18 protein-coding genes are annotated in these 18,426 nt (G+C 58.6%); 12 read left to right on the top strand and 6 right to left on the bottom strand.

The annotated features are described in order from the left end of the window. Positions 1-47 precede the first annotated feature (47 nt). The 7 genes from ACS5Q8_RS15945 to fapF all read left to right on the top strand — a co-directional run bounded on the left by ACS5Q8_RS15945 (position 48) and on the right by fapF (position 6,060). Entirely contained in the window at positions 48-1,043 is a 996-nt protein-coding gene (locus ACS5Q8_RS15945; protein WP_276193281.1) for a FecR family protein, read from the top strand. 341 nt (positions 1,044-1,384) lie between these two features. Then, positions 1,385-1,840 carry a fibril amyloid chaperone protein FapA gene (gene fapA, locus ACS5Q8_RS15950; protein ID WP_276193283.1) on the top strand — a complete coding sequence of 152 codons (456 nt, stop codon included), beginning with the start codon at positions 1,385-1,387 and terminating at the stop codon, positions 1,838-1,840. Continuing rightward, positions 1,837-2,400, top strand: coding sequence for a fibril amyloid subunit FapB (gene fapB / locus ACS5Q8_RS15955; RefSeq protein WP_276193285.1), 564 nt, complete (start codon positions 1,837-1,839; stop codon positions 2,398-2,400). The genes fapA and fapB overlap by 4 nt, the downstream gene beginning before the upstream one ends. Positions 2,401-2,467: 67 nt before the next feature. Beyond that, complete coding sequence (gene fapC, locus ACS5Q8_RS15960; RefSeq protein ID WP_276193287.1) at positions 2,468-3,172, top strand: amyloid-like fimbrin subunit FapC; 705 nt, start codon at positions 2,468-2,470, stop codon at positions 3,170-3,172. A gap of 62 nt (positions 3,173-3,234) precedes the next feature. After that, positions 3,235-3,912, top strand: a complete 678-nt coding sequence (fapD, locus tag ACS5Q8_RS15965) for a fibril amyloid maturation endopeptidase FapD (protein WP_276193288.1) — start codon at positions 3,235-3,237, stop codon at positions 3,910-3,912. Between the two features lie 37 nt (positions 3,913-3,949). After that, positions 3,950-4,699, top strand: a complete 750-nt coding sequence (gene fapE, locus ACS5Q8_RS15970) for a fibril amyloid subunit FapE (RefSeq protein WP_276193289.1) — start codon at positions 3,950-3,952, stop codon at positions 4,697-4,699. Between the two features lie 50 nt (positions 4,700-4,749). Further along, positions 4,750-6,060: a fibril amyloid transporter FapF gene (gene fapF, locus ACS5Q8_RS15975; protein ID WP_276193290.1), complete on the top strand. Its 1,311-nt coding sequence runs from the start codon at positions 4,750-4,752 to the stop codon at positions 6,058-6,060. A gap of 64 nt (positions 6,061-6,124) precedes the next feature. On the opposite strand, the gene ACS5Q8_RS15980 is transcribed toward fapF, so the two are convergent. Continuing rightward, complete coding sequence (locus tag ACS5Q8_RS15980; protein ID WP_276193291.1) at positions 6,125-7,450, bottom strand: sigma-54 dependent transcriptional regulator; 1,326 nt, start codon at positions 7,448-7,450, stop codon at positions 6,125-6,127. 345 nt (positions 7,451-7,795) lie between these two features. On the opposite strand from ACS5Q8_RS15980, the gene ACS5Q8_RS15985 reads away from it, so the two are divergent. After that, entirely contained in the window at positions 7,796-8,056 is a 261-nt protein-coding gene (locus tag ACS5Q8_RS15985; protein ID WP_253395286.1) for a hypothetical protein, read from the top strand. Positions 8,057-8,130: 74 nt separating this feature from the next. Here the strand turns inward: ACS5Q8_RS15985 and ACS5Q8_RS15990 are convergent, their stop codons facing one another. From ACS5Q8_RS15990 to gnd, 3 genes are read right to left on the bottom strand one after another with little or no spacing between them, the layout of a single operon-like run. Beyond that, the gene (locus ACS5Q8_RS15990) at positions 8,131-8,979 is read right to left on the bottom strand and encodes an HAD family hydrolase (protein ID WP_465159132.1); all 849 of its coding nucleotides are present in this window, start codon (positions 8,977-8,979) and stop codon (positions 8,131-8,133) included. After that, on the bottom strand, positions 8,976-10,499 hold the full coding sequence (gene zwf / locus ACS5Q8_RS15995; RefSeq protein WP_276193293.1) for a glucose-6-phosphate dehydrogenase: 1,524 nt from the start codon (positions 10,497-10,499) through the stop codon (positions 8,976-8,978). Before zwf ends, ACS5Q8_RS15990 begins: the two co-directional genes overlap by 4 nt. Then, positions 10,496-11,479: a phosphogluconate dehydrogenase (NAD(+)-dependent, decarboxylating) gene (gene gnd / locus ACS5Q8_RS16000; RefSeq protein ID WP_276193294.1), complete on the bottom strand. Its 984-nt coding sequence runs from the start codon at positions 11,477-11,479 to the stop codon at positions 10,496-10,498. The genes zwf and gnd overlap by 4 nt, the downstream gene beginning before the upstream one ends. 269 nt (positions 11,480-11,748) lie before the next feature. Here gnd and ACS5Q8_RS16005 point away from each other — a divergent pair, with 269 nt between their 5' ends. The 4 genes from ACS5Q8_RS16005 (at position 11,749) to ACS5Q8_RS16020 (ending at position 16,550) form a co-directional block, all read left to right on the top strand. Continuing rightward, a complete protein-coding gene (locus tag ACS5Q8_RS16005) occupies positions 11,749-11,925 on the top strand; it encodes a DUF6026 family protein (RefSeq protein ID WP_276193295.1) in 177 nt (58 codons plus the stop codon). A gap of 152 nt (positions 11,926-12,077) precedes the next feature. Then, a complete protein-coding gene (locus ACS5Q8_RS16010) occupies positions 12,078-13,820 on the top strand; it encodes a phosphoethanolamine transferase CptA (RefSeq protein WP_276193296.1) in 1,743 nt (580 codons plus the stop codon). A gap of 127 nt (positions 13,821-13,947) precedes the next feature. Next, a complete protein-coding gene (locus tag ACS5Q8_RS16015) occupies positions 13,948-16,185 on the top strand; it encodes a TonB-dependent siderophore receptor (protein ID WP_465159133.1) in 2,238 nt (745 codons plus the stop codon). 143 nt (positions 16,186-16,328) lie between these two features. Further along, on the top strand, positions 16,329-16,550 hold the full coding sequence (locus ACS5Q8_RS16020; RefSeq protein WP_443694402.1) for a hypothetical protein: 222 nt from the start codon (positions 16,329-16,331) through the stop codon (positions 16,548-16,550). 99 nt (positions 16,551-16,649) lie between these two features. On the opposite strand, the gene ACS5Q8_RS16025 is transcribed toward ACS5Q8_RS16020, so the two are convergent. Beyond that, positions 16,650-17,141, bottom strand: coding sequence for a GNAT family N-acetyltransferase (locus ACS5Q8_RS16025; protein WP_443694404.1), 492 nt, complete (start codon positions 17,139-17,141; stop codon positions 16,650-16,652). A gap of 165 nt (positions 17,142-17,306) precedes the next feature. After that, positions 17,307-18,413 carry a cell division protein ZapE gene (zapE, locus tag ACS5Q8_RS16030; protein ID WP_443694405.1) on the bottom strand — a complete coding sequence of 369 codons (1,107 nt, stop codon included), beginning with the start codon at positions 18,411-18,413 and terminating at the stop codon, positions 17,307-17,309. Positions 18,414-18,426: the final 13 nt, after the last annotated feature.

Genomic DNA, 18,426 nt, shown 5'->3' on the forward strand with positions numbered 1-18,426 from the left:
CGCCATCCGCCTCCGGAGGTTAGAATGTGGGAAATCAGGATGAATTAATGACCGAAAAGTCTGTTTCAGAAGCCGAATATGACGCCATCACCGATGCTGCTGCGCATTGGTGTATGCGCCTGCATGCGAGTGATTGCACGGCGGACGAACGACTGGCCTTTCAACGCTGGCACGATGCTCACCCGCTGCATGCTTTCGAGTACGCAGCGATGCTGGAAATCTGGGACGTTGCCGATCACTTGCCACGCCACGCCCCGGCCCCCGTTGTAGTGCCGCTCAAACCGCGTAGCCGGTTGCGTACTTATGCCGTCGCAGCCGCGGTGTGCCTGGCTGCCCTGCCCCTGGCGGCGTTCACCGGTTGGGAAGCGGGGTGGTTGCCAAGTGCCTATGAACGGTTCGAAGCCCGCAATGGTTTGCGCCAAGTCACGCTGGGCGACGGCAGCCAGCTAGAGCTCAACCTGGGCACCGAACTGGTCTACGCCAATTACAAGGACCAGCGCCAGGTCACGCTGAGCAAGGGCGAGGCGTTTTTCAAGGTCAGCCATGACAGCGCCCATCCATTTGTCGTCAGGGCCGGTGACGGACAGGTGCGCGTGACCGGCACCCAATTCAACGTATGGAAATACGAAGATCAGGTGCGTGTGATGTTGCTCGAAGGCTCGGTGCAGATTTCCAGCGACCCGGCACACAGCAGCGTGCCGCTGACCCAGGGCATGCAAGCCAGCTATCAACAGGGCGATACCACCCCGCGTGTGCGCTCGATCAACCCCGACGACAGCGCCCTCGCCTGGCGCCAGGGTAAATTGGTCCTGGATAACCTGGCCCTGGCCGATGCTTTACCACTGATCAACCGTTACCTGAACAAGCCCGTGATGCTGGCCGATACCGGCACCGGGACGATCCGTATCGGCGGCATCTACAACATCAGCGAGGTCAACAACCTCGTGCCCTCCTTGCCCAAGGTTTTGCCGGTCTACCTGACCCAGAACCAGGATGGCAATCCCGTCCTCAACTCCATTCCACGTAAAGCGCCCAAGGGCTGAGCCTGTTGCCGGCATCAGTGGGCTTGCTTGCGTCTGCTGTGTCCATTTTTGAAACACCTCCCTGTCCTGAACGTCCCGGCCTGCGCGGGTTCATCGTTTTGTCACACGCAGTGTTACATCACTGATACAACCTCCCGAACTCCCCGCCTGCGGGCCAGGTATATCGCGAATTGCCGGCCGGCGTCGGCAGGCTGTATCAGCGCTGAAACAGCGTGGCCATCACTTAGCCTGCTAAGTTTCATAACTATTTGATTAACAACAATAAATTTAAAGCGGCACGCCTCCTGCTCTATTCCTTACAGCGCTGTTTAGGGTCAGCGCTACGAATAAGGAATTTTGCCGTGGACACACATAATCCAGGCTCACTGAGCCTCCTGCTGATCAGCTGTGTACTGAGTACCGGCGTGAGCCTTCCAGTGCTCGCGGCAGGCGATGGTGTGATCGTCGTTCAACGTCAGGTCCAACCTTATACGATAGGCCGCACACGCGGCACCGACCCCTACCCCACCACCGTCAATGCCAATCCATCGGCAGCCATCTACCGCGCCTCCAACGGTGAACTCAGCGACAACGACTTCGCCGGTGTGAGCAGTGGCGTCAGCATCACTCGCAGCATCATGCCCAATGGCGACCTGGCCGGTTTGACCAATATCAATGCCGGCGGCATCGGCCTGGGCGCCGGCAGCGCAGCCGGCCATAGCGGCGGCGGTGTCGCCGGCACGGTCAACGGCGCGGTAGCCAGCGGCCTCGCCCCGCTGAACAATCTCGGCGGCATGATCGGAGGAGCGATGAAATGAACGCTTCCTGGATGCTCCTCGCCGTACTCAGCTGCACGGCGGCAATGGCCGACAGCAGTAATAACGCAACTATCGATAACTCGGCCAAGCAATACAGCGGCGTCGTGACGCTCAACCAGGCCGCAGGCGACCAGCAACAACTGAGCAACAACGTCGCGATCGCGGTGGGCCACAACGCCCAGGCGAACATTGCCGTCACGCAAAAAATCAGCGGCGCTGCCGCAGACCGCGCCATGGATGCCACAGCGGCGATCCACGGCACCTCCTTCAGCAATGGCAACGGTGTACTGAGTGTCAACCAGTCGGCCGGGGCCCAGAACCAGATGATCAATGCCGTGCGAATCAGCGTTAACGCTGGCCCGCAGAGCATCGACGACAGTGTCATGTCGCAACAGAACGTTGCGCTTGCAACAAACTCAGGGTTGACCCCTACCACTGGCAGCCGCCAGGTCGTTACCAGCGACCAGGCCTTCACCGGCAGCCGTGGAGTGGTACAGGTCAGCCAGAGCGCCGGGGTGGGGAACCGAGTGGCTAACACCCTGAATGTACGACTCAACTGATGGAGCTGAGTCGCTAGCTACACCGTACCAACACTTAACCAACTAATTAGAAGCAAGGAGATACACCATGAAACCTACAATGGCTCTTAAACCACTGGCTTTCGCTCTCGCTGCTCTCATGGCTGTTGCTGCTCAAGCGGGTGAGACTTATCACCATCCAAAACCGCCAACCGTCGCTGCCGCAGCCGCCAATGACGGTCAAAGCAACCATGGCAACGTGGTGATCAATGACAAAACCAAAAACAACGCGTCGGCCAACAATTCCTACAACCACAGCAGTGGCGTAGCCAACGGCAACGTTCTCAGTGGTGAAAACAACCAAGGCAAAAACGACGTAGTCGTCCAGTCTGCCGATGCTGATTTCGTGTTCGCCTCCGTGAACTCCGCACAATCGAACACCGGTAACCTGGTGATCAACAGCGGCACCAAAAACAATGCCTCCCTCAACGATAGCGGTAACAACGCTTCGGGCATCATTCAGTTGAACGCCGCAGCAGGCACTTCCAACCAAGCCAGCAACAGCACTGTCATTCAGTCGAACAAAGACGGCTCTGGCGGCCTCGCAACCGTCAATGGCGTGCAGGAAGTATCCAGCAACCTGACCCTCAACGTCAGCAGCGGCCACAGCTGGAGCGCCAAACCCGTTGTCAACAACGCCAGCGTGAACAACTCGATGAACTACAGCTCTGGGGTATCGAACTCCAACGTTCTGTCGGGCAGCAACAACCAAGGTCAGAACAACGTAGTGGTCCAATCCACCACTCGCTTCTGATCCAGATCGGGCCTTGGCAACAAGGCCCTTTTTATTTCCAGTGTCCAACAGGTCATACGATCATGCGCCTTGTTGCCTTCTTCCTGCTGCTAGCACTCACCGGCCCGACTTGGGCGGGGCAAATGGCCGTGGTCATGCCCGGCGGTGGGTTGATCTACAAAAAGGTCGAGAGCATCCGCGAGCGTAAGTTCGCCAACCTGGTGGAACAGAAGACCGATTTCAGCTGTGGGGCCGCTGCACTGGCGACCATCCTGCGCCAAGCCTATTGGATGGACGTGGATGAAGACCACGTCATCAAGGGCATGCTGGTCAACGCCGACCAGGACCTGGTGCGCACCCAGGGCTTCTCCATGCTCGACATGAAGCGCTACCTGGAAAGCATCCACATGCGCGCCAAGGGCTACCGGATCACCCCAGAAGTGCTGATCACCGTAAAAGTGCCGGTCGTCGTATTGCTCGATATTCGCGGCTACAAGCACTTCGTGGTATTGCAGCGCGCCGACAAGGACTGGGTGTATATCGGCGATCCTGTGCTGGGTCACAAGCGCTACGCCAAGGACGATTTCATCAAGGGCTGGAACGGCATCGTATTCGCCGTACTGGGTGAAGGCTACGACAAGGCCAACGCCTTGCTCGACCCGCCCACGCCGCTGACCGCCAAAAACCAAGTGAACGGCTTCAGCCCGGTCCGCGACAGTGAATTGATGGACTTCGGTTTTATCCAGAGCGACTTCTTCTAGAAGCGCAATAAGGAGTAGGAAGCTCCAGGAGCAAGCGATGAACACTCTCCGTTGGCTGACAGTCATGTGCCTGGCAGCCTCAGCACCTGCTTATGCTTCGTCGGCGTTCAAGCCGATCGAACTCAAGGATTCGGAAATGTCCGAGCTGCGCGGCCGCTATGTGATGCCGGGGCGGATTGTCAGCTTTGGCCTTGTGATGAGCAGCACTTGGACTAACGCCGCCGGTGCAACCGTAACCGGCACCGCCAACATGCAAGTCAACGCCTCCACCGTCACCCCGCAGTTTTACGTGCAGATTACCGGTAACGATGGCAGCGGCGCGACCCAGCAGCCTACCGGCACGGGCACTGTCGTCGGCGGCGCCGGCCTCGGCACGGGCCAAGGCGTGGTTCAAAGCGTCCGCGCAGCAGGTGATGGCAACACAGCCAACAACGGCGTCGACATCAACGTCGACAAAAGCGGCCTGGCGCCGGCCAACTATGTGCAGTCAGGCCAGGCGCTAATGGCCGGCCAGTCGATTACCGGCAGCACCGCCGCCGGCCAGGTCACGGTGAGCGCCAAAAACGGCGGCGTGCAGATGGCGCTGCTGGCCAACAACAACCAAGGCAACGTCGTGCAGCAAATTGGTGGCGGTAACGTCCTGCAAGGTACGGTTATTCAAGGGAACAGCAACTTCGTGAACAACTTGACCCAACTCAATGTGGTCCTGGGAAACAATGGCCTGAACAACATCACGCAGAACCTCAACCTGGATCAACTTAAAGGCCTCCGCCCTTCCGGTTATTGAACTACGCTGAGCCACGACACTTACGCATTAAGAATGGGACGGCTTATTTCATGCATCGATCGTTATCGTTACGTGCCGTGGTTTGTTTGAGTACGCTCCTGCCGGCGTCCGCGCTATACGCCGCACCGGACACCGATATCGAAACCTTGAAACAGGAACTTCTGGAGCTCAAGCAACGTTATGAAGTGCAGCAAAAAGCACTGGCAGTACTGGAGCAACGCGTTCGACAAGTAGAAGACCAACCCGCAACACCCACCCCTAGACGCTTGGTCAAGTCGCCTGCCGACTTGAGAAAAGGCGGCACCACCGTGGCAGGCAACACGCCAGGGGTGGGCGCGGCGGCGGCATCGGGCGGTGCAGCCGGCGGCAGTTCCTACGGGCAAAGCCTGAAGGATGACTCGGCGCCCGCACAAAGTGTGAGCAACTTGTACAACGAGGCCAGTGGCTTTTTTGGCAATGGCAAGTTCAGCTTTGAAACCGGCGTCACCTATGCCCGCTATGACGCACGCCAGTTATCCCTTAACGGCTTTCTGGCGCTGGACTCGATCTTCCTCGGCAATATCAACTTGGACCGGATCAAGTCGGACAGTTGGACCGTGGATCTGACCGGACGCTACAACTTGGACAACCGTTGGCAGTTCGATGTGAACGTGCCGGTGGTGTATCGCGAGTCGACGTACCAGTCCGGCGGTGCCGGCGGCAGCGCCAATACCACATCGGAAGGCTCGGTTACCCGGGACCCGACTATCGGCGATGTGAACTTCGGCATTGCGTATAAATTCCTCGACGAGAGTGCCAGCCTGCCGGATGCAGTGGTGTCGTTACGGGTCAAGGCGCCTACTGGCCAAGATCCTTATGGCATCAAGCTGATCGAATCGCCCACCAACTCTAACCTCGCCGTGCCGGAAAGCCTGCCGACAGGTAACGGCGTGTGGTCGGTGACGCCGGGCATCTCCCTGGTCAAGACCTTCGACCCGGCGGTGCTGTTCGGTTCGCTGTCCTACACCCATAACTTCGAGGATTCGTTCAGCGACATCAGCCCCAACGTCAACCAGACAGTACCCGGCAAGGTTAGCCTGGGCGACAGCTTCCAGTTAGGTGCCGGTGTCGCCTTCGCCCTCAACGAGAAAATGAGTATGTCGTTCTCGGTGTCCGACCTCGTGCAACGCAAGAGCAAGGTCAAGCAGAGCGGCTCGGATTGGCAATCGGTGGTCTCCAGCGATGCCAACGCCGGTTATTTCAACGTGGGCATGACCATCGCAGCGTCGGATAACCTGACGATCGTGCCGAACCTGGCCATTGGCATGACGGCTGATGCGCCGAACTTCACCTTCAGTCTGAAATTCCCGTACTACTTCTAAACCGCACTCAAGGAAAAGCCCCGCAACGATAAGGGTCGTTGCGGGGCTTTTCGGTTTACCCGCCCTAGCGGATCTGGTGTTTGTGCAATAACCGGTAGAACGTCGGCCGGGAAATCCCCAGCACACGCGCCGCGACACTCAGGTTGTCGCTGTGCCGGTTGAGCACATCGCACAGCGCCTGGCGTTCGGCGCGGTGCTTGTAGTCTTCCAGTGTAGCCATCGGCGACGAAATTGCCTGCTGACCTTGCAAACCCAGATCAACGGCTTCGATTTGCCGCCCTTCGGCCAGTACCAGGCCCCGACGTACACGGTTGGCCAGCTCGCGCACATTGCCCGGCCAAGGGTGCTGCCCCATTGCCACCAGCGCGTCTTCGCTGAAACTGCGCGGACGGCGCCCGGTTTCCTGGCTGTAGAAGCGCGCAAAGTGGTTGGCCAGCATGGCGACGTCGCCGTGGCGCTCGCGTAACGGCGCAGTGACCACTTGCAGTACATTCAAACGGTAATACAAGTCTTCACGAAACGTACCCTTTGCCACGGCGGCTTCCAGGTCGACGTGAGTCGCCGCCAGCACCCGCACATCCACCGGGATGGGCTGGCTGCCGCCGACACGCTCGATCTGTTTTTCCTGCAGGAATCGCAGCAGGTTGGCCTGCAGCTCCATCGGCAAATCGCCGATCTCATCAAGAAACAAAGTGCCACCGTTGGCCGCCTCGATCCGCCCGACCTTGCGCTGATGGGCGCCAGTAAATGCGCCCTTTTCGTGGCCAAACAGTTCGGATTGGATCAGGTGTTCGGGGATCGCGCCGCAGTTGATCGCGACAAACGGCTTGGCATGGCGCTGGGATTGGCGGTGCAGGGTTTTGGCCACCAGCTCTTTGCCGGTGCCGCTGTCGCCACGGATCAGCACCGGGGACTCGGTGGGTGCCAACTTGGACAACAACTTGCGCAGCTCGCGGATCGGTCGGCTGTCGCCCAGCAGCTCATGTTCGGGCTCGTCCACTGCGGTATAGCCCTTGCCCCGCAGCCTTGCCATGCCAAAGGCGCGGCCAAGGGTGACCTGCACCCGGGACACATCAAACGGCAAGGTATGGAAGTCAAAAAACCATTCGCAGACAAAATCCCCGACGTTCTGCAGCCGCAACACATCCTGGGTGAGCACCGCGATCCACTCAGTGCCGCTGCGGCTAATCAGCTCCTTGACGGCTTCGGGCCGCTCCAGGTGATACGGCTGCAAACGCAGCAAACCCACATCGCAGGATCGATCACCCACGGCCGCCAACGTACAGCTGTCCACTTGCCATCCCGCCGCACACAAGCCGGGCGACAGCTCATGGCAGTCATCACAGGGGTCGACCACGAGCAAGCGGCGTTGCGCAGGTGTACCAATCATGACTATTCCTTGGCGCCAGAATTGCTAAAGTTATTTATAAACAAAGGTTTGTGATGCTTGTACGTTACAGTATCAAAATCTTGACAGTTGCCTTGTATCGTTTTGCTATATGTTTTGGCAAAAAGCCACTCAAGCGTCAGCTCCGACAAAAAAAGCCGTTCCCGATGAGTGCCGTATTCGGCTTTCAAAACAGCCGCTTACATGACGCTAATCACGGAAAGTTGAAATTTGTTGCTCTAACATGTGACCCGTACCCCGCCATCGCGCATCAGTACAAGTAACTCGCCGCACGGTCAGCCCAACCGACGGCACTCACTTGATTGGGCATTTAGAGAGAAGACCTACATGAACGCCCCGCTCCGCATCAACGAAGCTCTTTTGATCGCAGACCGTGCTTTCCGGCCCTTCCAGTGCGTGGCCTGGCATGATGGCAACGGCGCCCTCAGCCTGAGCGTCATCGACCGCACCAATACCCGTATCGGCACTAAGCAGCTGTCATCGAGTACCTACACCGACCCGGCGCAACTAGAAGACTTATTATTGCAGGCGCGCGCCGAGCTCGATAAAGATGGCCACCAGCTGCAGTCTTGGGCCATGCCGAAGTAATTCGAAACTGCAACTGGCGAGCACTGCGCTGTAAACGGCAGGGCTCGCCAGTTCAGTATTAAAACGCCGATGCTCTAACTTGGCGTATCGAACACTTTGTGTGGCACTTTGAGAATAAACCGCTCGATCGCTTGCGCCGCACCGTCCTCAAGATTGCTGCCGGTGACGACATCGGCTTGGCGCTTGACGGCCTCTTCAGCCTGCCCCATGGCAATCGACAACCCGGCCACATGAAACATCGCCGGGTCGTTGCCACCATCGCCGATAACCGCCGTCTGTGCCAAAGGCACCCCGAGGTGCGCGGCCAAGGTTTTCAAGGCCTCGCCTTTGTTGGCCATCATGGCGGTTACATCCAGGTAGATCGGTTGCGAACGCGATACTTGGGCCAACCCCTGCACCTTGGGCTGTAATTGCGCTTCCAACTCCACCAGCAATTGCCTGTTGCGACTGGCGGCGACGATCTTGTCGACCCGATCCAGGTAAGGTTCGAAACTCTCCACCACCAGCGGCCCATACCCCAGGCCAGCGGTTTCAACCGCCACCATCGGCCCAGGCGGGTCGCGCCGCAGCCATTCGCCGTCGGCAAACAGCCAGACTTCCACGTCCGGCTCCCCGGAAAACAGCGCCAATGTCACCAGCGCCGCCTCCGCCGGCAGGCGGTGCGCCACCAGCACAGTTCCGTCAGGGTTGACCAGCGTGCCTCCATTGAAGCCCGCCACCGGCACGTCGATGCCAAACGCTTGGATCATCTTCAACATGGCCTTGGGCGGACGCCCACTGGCAAGGCTGAACAACACGCCCGCTTCACGCAAAGCGCGAACCGTTGAAAGGGTACGCGGGGTCGGGGTGTGATCCGGACGCAATAAAGTGCCGTCCATATCACTCAATACAAACCGGATGGGATGATTCGTTGCATCACTCATCCGAGCGAGTGCCAGGCGCGGCCATCGCGGGCCAGCAACGCATCGGCCGCTGCAGGGCCATCTTCACCGGCCTTGTAGGCCTGAATCCCGTCATCTTCCTTCCACGCATCGAGAAACGGCTGCACCGCACGCCAGCCGTTTTCGATGTTGTCGGCGCGCTGGAACAGGGTCTGATCGCCGGTCATGCAATCGTAGATCAAGGTTTCGTAACCCGTCGACGGCTGCATTTCGAAGAAGTCTTCGTAGGCAAACCCCAACTCAATGTTAGCCATGTCCAAGGTCGGCCCAGGCCTTTTCGCCAGCAGGTCAAACCACATGCCTTCGTTGGGCTGGATCTGGATCTTAAGGAAAGTGGGCTTGAGTTCACTCACCTCAGTGTCGCGGAACTGCGCATAGGGCGCTGGCTTGAAGCAGATCACGATCTCGGTATCGCGAATGCTCATGCGCTTGCCAGTGCGCAGGTAGAACGGCACACCCACCCAGCGCCAGTTGTCGATCATCACTTTCAGGGCGACGAACGTCTCGGTGCTGCTGTCGGGCGCGACGTTGGCTTCTTCGCGGTAGCCGGGCACCTGCTTGCCGCCAATCTCACCGGCGGCGTACTGCCCACGCACCGAATTAGCCCTTGCATCCGCTGCGGACCAGGGGCGCACGGCACCGATCACCTTGGCCTTTTCACCCCGCACTGCGTCGGCGCCAAACGCCGCCGGCGGCTCCATGGCGACCATCGCCAGCAGTTGGAACAGGTGGTTGGGCACCATGTCGCGCAGGGTGCCGGTTTTTTCGAAGAAATTACCCCGGGTTTCCACGCCGACGGTTTCGGCGGCGGTGATTTGTACGTGGTCGATGTAATGGTTGTTCCAGAACGCTTCGAACAGCACGTTGGAGAAACGGCTGATCAGGATGTTCTGTACCGTTTCCTTGCCCAGGTAATGATCGATGCGATAGATCTGCTTCTCGCTCATCACCTTGAGCAAGCAGGCGTTCAAGGCTTCGGCGGTGGCCAGATCGGAACCGAACGGCTTTTCGATCACCACGCGGCGGAAGTGATCGTCGGTTTCCGTCAACAGACCGGCACTGCCCAGGCGCTGCACCACTTCACTGAAGAAACGCGGTGCGGTGGCCAGGTAGAACACCGCATTGCCGGTGCCGCTGTCGGTGATTTTCTTGGCAATATCCGCGTAGGTGCCGTCGTCGAGGAAATCACCCTCGACGTAGCTGATACCGTTGGCCAACTGCGCCCACAGCTGTGGGTCCAGTGCGTTGTCGGCATTGCCCTTGACCTTGCTCGCGGCTTCGGTGCGAATGAAGTCCTCGAGTTTTTTGGCAAAGTCGGCATCGCTGATGGCGTTGTGATCAACGCCGACAATGCGCAGGCCGTTGCCCAGCAGCCCGTCACGACTCAGGTTGTACAAGGCCGGCATGAGCAGGCGCTTGACCAGGTCGCCATGGGCGCCAAACAGAAACAGCGTGGTGGGAGGAGCGGGTTCGGTCTTGGGTTTCTTGCCGTTATCGGTCATTTTTTGGAAGTCTCCACGTGACCACCGAAGCCAAAGCGCATGGCAGAGAGCATTTTGTCACCGTAGGTGCTCTGCTGGCGCGAGCGGAAACGCGCAAACAAAGACGTGGACAACACCGGTACCGGCACGGCTTGTTCCATGGCGGCTTCGATGGTCCAGCGGCCTTCACCGCTGTCGGCAACCGAGCCGGAATAACCGTCGAGTTTCGGGTCGGTGGCCAAGGCGTCGGCGGTCAGGTCCAGCAGCCAGGACGACACCACGCTGCCACGGCGCCAGACTTCGGCGATATCGGCAACATTCAGGTCAAAGCGCTGGTCTTCGGCCAGGTTTTCCGAGTTTTTGGTCTTGAGGATGTCAAAGCCTTCGGCAAACGCCTGCATCATCCCGTACTCGATGCCGTTGTGAATCATCTTTACGAAGTGCCCGGAACCCGCAGGGCCCGCATGAATGTAACCGTGCTCGGCGCGGGGGTCAGCGGCGGCGGAGCGGTCCTTGGTTCGCGGGATGGTACCCAGGCCCGGCGCCAGGCTGGCGAAGATCGGGTCGAGGCGCTGCACGGTCTCGGTGTCGCCACCGATCATCATGCAGTAGCCACGCTCCAGGCCCCAGACACCGCCCGAGGTGCCGACGTCGACGTAGTGCAGGCCTTTTTCCGACAGGGCCTTGGCGCGACGCACGTCGTCCTTGTAGTTGGTGTTGCCGCCGTCGATGATCACGTCACCGTCGTCCAACAGCTCGCTCAACTCATTGATGGTGTTTTCGGTGGGGTCACCTGCCGGCAGCATCACCCACACGGCGCGAGGCTTTTGCAGCCCGGCGACCAGCGCCTTCAAATCGGCGACGCCGGTGGCGCCCTCTTCGCTCAGGCCTTTGACAAATGCTTCGTTACGGTCGTAAACAACGGTGGTATGCCCATTGAGCATCAGGCGCCGCGCAATATTACCGCCCATGCGGCCTAGTCCAATAATCCCCAGTTGCATGTGCTGATGCTCCTAACTACTAAAAAATGTGTGGCATAGTTTATAGCGCAACGAGGCTAATGAGGGTTAGTCCAGCGCAGATCGGCGTAGTTTCATGACAAAAAATTAGCCAGCATTTCACCATCATCCCCGCAAAAGTCACACGACCACTAAAAATATAAAAGTTCCATTGATACTGAAAAGAATTCAGAATTGCCTCCGACTGATGCCGAGAACCTTGAATCATGCGTTCTGGCACCGCGATCTACCGGCTATTTGCGAGGTAAGCAATGAGCACAGCACAGATGACCCGCCCGCCACAGACCCTCTACGTCAGCATCCGTCGTGACGAGTTGCGCCAATTGAAGGCCGAACGCGACCAACTGCAACAGGAAGTCTTGCGCCTGCGCTCACACCTGCAAGGCCAGCTGGATAAGCCTTCCAGCCCACAGCCCGCCCTCTGCTGAACGGCTTTGTGAGGCAATCCCTACAAAAAACTCACAAAGTTTTCACACGCCCATCACGATACTCGCGCCCGAAGGGCCGCCTCACACAAGGGCGGCCTCTGCTGCGTGCGTTCCTGCGCGTCAGCTGAAAAATTATTGGGTTGGAGCGCTGGATGGCGATGTTCAAACGCAGCACTACGTCTGCGAAAGGTTTTGATTGGGCCGGCTTGGGTTGGCTGTTCCTGTTTTTCTGGTACTTCTCGGGTATTACCCAACTGCTGATTCAACTGACCGGCACTTCCGGTTTCAGTGGCTTTCGCCAAGCCTTCTTCATGAGTGCACTGTGGTTGGCGCCGATGTTGTTATTCCCACACCGTACACGCCTGCTGGCCGCCCTGATCGGTGTAGTGCTGTGGGCTTGCTCCATGGCCAGCCTGGGTTATTTCTTCATTTATCAGCAGGAATTCTCCCAGAGCGTCATCTTCATCATGTTCGAGTCGAACATTTCTGAAGCGGGCGAATACGCCACCCAATATTTCGCCTGGTGGATCGTGCTGGCTTTCATTGCGCACACCGCCTTCGCCATCTTCCTGTGGACGCGCTTGCGCCCGGTTTACCTGCCTCGCGGCCAGTCGATAGTGGCAGCGGTAGCCATTGTGCTGGCCGTCGTCGGCTACCCGCTGGTCAAGCAGATCGCCACGAGCGGAACCATGGAACAGGCCATCGACCGCTTCGAATCCCGCATCGAGCCGGCCGTGCCATGGCAAATGATCGTCGCCTACCGCCGCTACACCGAGCAACTGGACAACATGCAAGGCATGCTGACCAGCGCCAGCCAGATCGCACCGTTGAAAAACCTTAAGGACAGCATGGCCGGCCAGCCTTCGACCCTGGTGCTGGTGATCGGCGAGTCCACCAACCGTCAGCGCATGAGCCTCTATGGCTACCCGCGCAGTACTACGCCGGAACTGGACAAACTGCGTGACCAACTGGCGGTGTTCGATAACGTCATTACCCCTCGCCCCTACACGATTGAAGCGCTGCAACAGGTCCTGACCTTCGCCGACGAAGAGAACCCGGACCTCTACCTCAAGACGCCGTCGATTGTCAGCATGATGAAGCAGGCCGGCTACAAGACCTTCTGGATCACCAACCAGCAGACCATGACCAAGCGCAACACCATGCTCACGACCTTTTCCGAACAGGCCGACGAGCAGGTCTACCTGAACAACAACCGCAACCAGAACGCCCGCCAATACGACGGTGACGTGCTGGCGCCGTTCGCCAAGGCCCTGGCCGACACTGCCGAGCGCAAGCTCATCGTGGTCCACCTGCTGGGCACGCACATGAGCTACCAGTACCGCTATCCGCCAACCTTCGAGAAGTTCACCGATCGCCAGGGCGTTCCGGACGCTATCAGCGATGCTCAGTTGCCGGTCTACAACAGCTACGACAACGCGGTGCTGTACAACGACTTCGTGGTATCGAGCCTGATCAAGGACTACGCCAAGACCGACCCCAACGGTTTCCTGCTCTACCTGTCGGACCACGGTGAAGACGTGTTCGACTCCGCAGGCCGCAGCACCCTGGGCCGTAACGAAGGCAAGCCGACGGCGCCGATGTACACCATCCCATTCATGGCCTACGCCTCACCTAAATGGCGCGAAAGCCACGACTGGAAATTTGCCGGTGACCTGCAACGGCCCTACAGCAGCTCACAGCTGATCCACACCTGGGCTGACTTGGCCGGTCTAAGTTTCGATGGGCTGGACCACAGCAAAAGCCTGGTCAGCGACAGCTTCAAACCGCGCCCGTTGCTGATCGGCAACCCCTACGAGTCCCAGCAGAAAGCCCTGATCGACTTCAGCCTGATCAAACCGAAGACCGCCGAGACTGCCGACGTGGTGATCAAGTAAACAGGCTCCGTAACAGAAAGATAACAATTATTCTCGTTTAAACCTAAAGTTCCACGCCTCCTTTCGTCTTTGAGCCAAGGTCATTTCTTACTGAGAAGGCCGCAAAGACGACAAGGAGTCTTCCGCGATGTTCGCGCCCCTTACCCGTTCCATGACCTTTACCCTCAGCCTGTTCAGCCTGGTGCTGAGCCCTGACCTGCGGGCTGAAACCGACCCCGAACAGATACCGCCTCCCGCGCTGGAGCTAGGCAGCACCAACATCACCGCCGAAGGCTTGGGTGCCAATACCGAGCACACCGGGGCCTACACCACCAGCTCGATGAGCACCGCCACCCGGCTGAACCTGTCGATCAAGGAAACCCCTCAATCCATTTCGGTGGTCACCCGCCAGCAGATGGACGATTTCAATCTCAATACCCTGACCGACGCCTTGCGCCAGACCACCGGCGTGACGGTTCAGCATTTGGATTCGGACCGGGCCAGTTACTCCTCCAGGGGTTATTCGATCAATAACTTCCAAGTGGATGGCATGCTCAATACGTTCGGGCGCATGAAGTCCGACTCGGACACCATCATCTACGACCGTATCGAAGTAGTACGCGGCGCCACCGGCCTGACCACCGGTGCCGGCGATCCCTCGGCCACCGTCAACATGATCCGCAAACGCCCGACCGCTCAGTGGCAAGCCAAGACCGGCGTCAGCGGCGCCAGCCATGACAACTACTACAGCTACCTGGATGTGGGCGGCCCACTGGCCTTTGACGGCCGGCTGCGCGGGCGCACAGTGATGGCTTACCGTGACAGCCAATCCTTTCGCGACAACTACGCGCTGCAACGGGAAGTGGGCTACGGCATTCTGGAAGCCGACCTGACGGACGACACCGTGGTAGCCGTAGGCTTCGACTACCAGAACAAACACGTGCAAGGCACTTCCTGGGGCACCTTGCCCTACTGGAACAGCGACGGCAGCAAGGCCAATCTTTCGCGCTCGGCCAACCTCGCGGCCGACTGGAGTTCCTGGCCACTGAAGGACAAGACCACCTTCGCCTCCATCGACCACAAGCTGTCGACGGACTGGCGCCTGAAAGCCGCATACACCCATCGGCAAAGCGATACCGACGGCAAGGTATATTACGGCGGCGCCGGTTTTCCGAATGCCGATGGCAGCGGCATGACGGCCTGGACCAACCAGATGGTCGGCACCTCGAAAATGGATGCGGTGGACTTTAACCTGGCGGGCGCCTATTCGCTGTTGGGGCGCGAACATGAGTTGATGGTGGGTTACGGCGAATCCGAGCAGCGCGACACGTCCCCCTTCCAACGTTTTGTAACACCCCAAGGCTACGAAACCATCGAAGACTGGAAGCACATGGGCGGCATCGGCAAATTCGCCGACCGCACCACCGGCCTCAAGGGTGAACACAGCAGCAAAAAACAGAAGGCCGGCTACCTCGCCACGCGCTTGAGCTTGACCGAGAAGTTGCACGCAGTACTGGGCAGCCGATATGGCAGTTGGGAAATCGAAAGCGTCTCTCCCAAATACAACCTCGATAACCAGTTGACCGCCTCAATCAAATCCAGCCAGACCCACACGGATATGTGGACACCTTACGCAGGCGTGCTCTACGACCTGACGCCGGAATACACGGTGTACGCCAGCTACACCGATATCTTCAACCCCCAGGACGAGCGGGACGCCAGCAAAAAATATCTCGAACCGGTGGTCGGCAGTAACTATGAAATCGGCCTCAAGGGCAGCCTGCTCAATGAGCGTTTGAACCTGTCCACAGCGTATTTCTGGAGCACCCAGGATAACGTCGCCGAACTCGACAATGCGGCCCCGCCAGACCCGGTCACCCGCGAGCAGTTCTACAAATCCGGCGGCAAAGGCAACAAGGTGCAAGGCTTTGAAGTGGAGGTATCGGGCGAAATCATGCCGGACTGGAACCTCACGGCGGGCTACACCTACACCCATTCGCTCAACGGGGATAAGCAGCGCAACAACACCGACCAGCCGATGAACATGCTGAAAATGTCGACGGCCTATCGCCTGCCGGGGGCGTGGCGCGGGTTGACGGTGGGCGGCGCAGTCAATTGGCAGAGCGACTTCTACGACTTCGCCGAGCGGCCGATCGGCGGTCGGGACCAGGATGGCTACCTGCTCACCGACTCCACCAAGATCACCCAGCAGGCCTACACCGTGGTCAACCTGATGTCGCGCTACCAGTTCGACGAACATGTTTCGGCTTCGGTTAACGTCAACAACCTGTTCGATAAAAAATATTATGAACGCGTCGGCTTTTATAATGGCGTGTACTGGGGGGACCCTCGCTCGATAACCTTGGCACTGGACTGGAAACTCTAACCACCCTCACCGAAAGTTAACGATATTGTTAACTTTCGGTGCTTCCCACGTTAATACCCGCTTAATAAGTTGCCCGCACAATCGCCCCATGACTCTGATCAAGGACCGAACGGATACCGATCACACTGACTGGGAACACCTTGATGAAACTCTCGACTTTGATGCTTGCTGGCCTGATAACCCTGACCTCTGCTGCCGCTTTCGCAGAAGGCGGATCGGAGCGCTCGAAGGAGTTCTACAACAACTTCACCTTCGTGCAGCAAAAAACTCACGGCACCAATGAACAAACAGCGTCCGCCGACGGCAAGACTTTGAAGCGTGATACTATTGATCAATCAAGTGCAGAGCCACAACCCAAAAGTTAATTTAAGCGTTACTTAATTCACATTACCCTGTGCCATTTCGCTCCGCTGGCAAAGGTTAACTTGGCGCCATTGAATGGCGCCTTTTTGGCCTGTGACTTATTACAACGGCTTATTCCAAAACAACATACGCCCATGGGCCGGATCAAATACCGAGTCGTCAAAACCGTACTTGCGGTACGCCGATTGCGCCACAGCATTGCCCTCGAGCACTTCCAAGGTGATCTTGCAGCAGCCACGCTGACGGGCGATCTCCTCGACCTTCTGCAGCATTTTCTGGCTCAGCCCCAGGCCCCGAAACTGATTCATCACGGCCACATCGTGGACATTGACCAGCGGGCGGCAGGCGAAGGTGGAAAACCCTTCAAAGCAATTGACCAACCCCGCAGGCTCGCCTCCCACGAATGCCAAGACACTGAACGCATGCGGACGCTTGGCCAGTTCAGCCGGCAGTTGTTGCAGCAGATCGGCTGGCAGGCTGTGGCCGCCACCCATAGGGTCTTCAGCGTAATGATTGAGCACCAGGGCGATGGCCTCGGCATGCACAGAATTGGTGTAGCTGGCTTGCAGCACCAGGATGTCAGGGGTATCCATTTCCTTCCTCGATAACGACAAACAAGGGAATCAGCTCCCTCTGAGGAGGACGATTGTAAGCGTGGAGCAGGCGCTAGATGAAGGAGATTAGCGACAAAAAGCTGCCGGAAAGCGCGAAGGTTATCCGCATCGAAAGCCGCTATAGGCCTTGCACGAGGCTTTTTCCTACACCCCAAAGCGCTGCAATTGCATCTCCTGCAAGCGGCTCAAGGTTCGCCGGAAAGGGAATTCCAGATAGCCTTCGGTATAGAGACTTTCCAACGGCACTTTAGCCTCGATGAACAGTGGCACCTTGCGGTCGTAGCATTCATCCACCAGGGCGATAAAGCGCCGCACGCTGTCATCGTGTACTGACAACTCGGGCAACTCGCGATCACCGGCCGCCACCCGCTGGACACCGTCCTCGGTGCCTCGGGCGATGCGCCCCGGACGCTTTTGCGCACTCAGGTTGGGGACCTCACCCAGCAGGATCGCCTTGAAACGATCACACAGCAGCATGAAATCCATCGCCGCCAAAGGTTGCTCGCACAGGTCGGCATACCGGCACCACAGCACCGTGTCGCTGGCCTGCACCGCCACAATGCAACGATGACCGACACTGACCTCCCCGTGGCGCACCGCTTGGCCCTCGCTCAATTGGTGGAACACCGCGGCCAGTGCATCCGGTTGATCGACCCAATAGCGTTGCACGCCGACGCCCGGGTGCAAGCGATGGTCTTCGCCACCGTCTACGGCAACCACTTGCAGGTGCTGCTTGATCGCCGCAATGCCCGGCAGGAAGCGCTCGCGATTGAAGCCGCCGGCATAGAGCTGCTCGGGCGGTTGATTGGACGTGCAGACCATCACCACGCCTTCTTCGAACATCACCTGGAACAAGCGCCCGAGGATGATTGCGTCACCGATGTCATTGACGAACAACTCGTCAAAGCACAGCACGCGCACCTCTTGGGCCAACTCACGGGCCAACGCTTGCAACGGGTCATGGGTGCCGGTGAGCTGGAACGAACGCTGGTGTACCCAGCCCATGAAGTGATGAAAGTGCTGGCGCCGCGCGGGCACGCGCAGGCTAAGGTAGAACTGGTCCATCAACCAGGTTTTGCCCCGGCCCACCGGCCCCCAGAGGTAAACTCCGAGGATCGGCGAACGCCCCTGATGCAAGGCCTGGTGGCAGGCTTGCAGGGCATCCACCGCGCGGCACTGGGCATCGTCGGCGACGAAGCCTAACTGGGCAGTGGCGTATTGATAAGCAGCGAGAGGCGAGTCGAAAGTCATGCGCGCCATTATG

Source organism: Pseudomonas sp. PAMC25584, assembly GCF_058135675.1.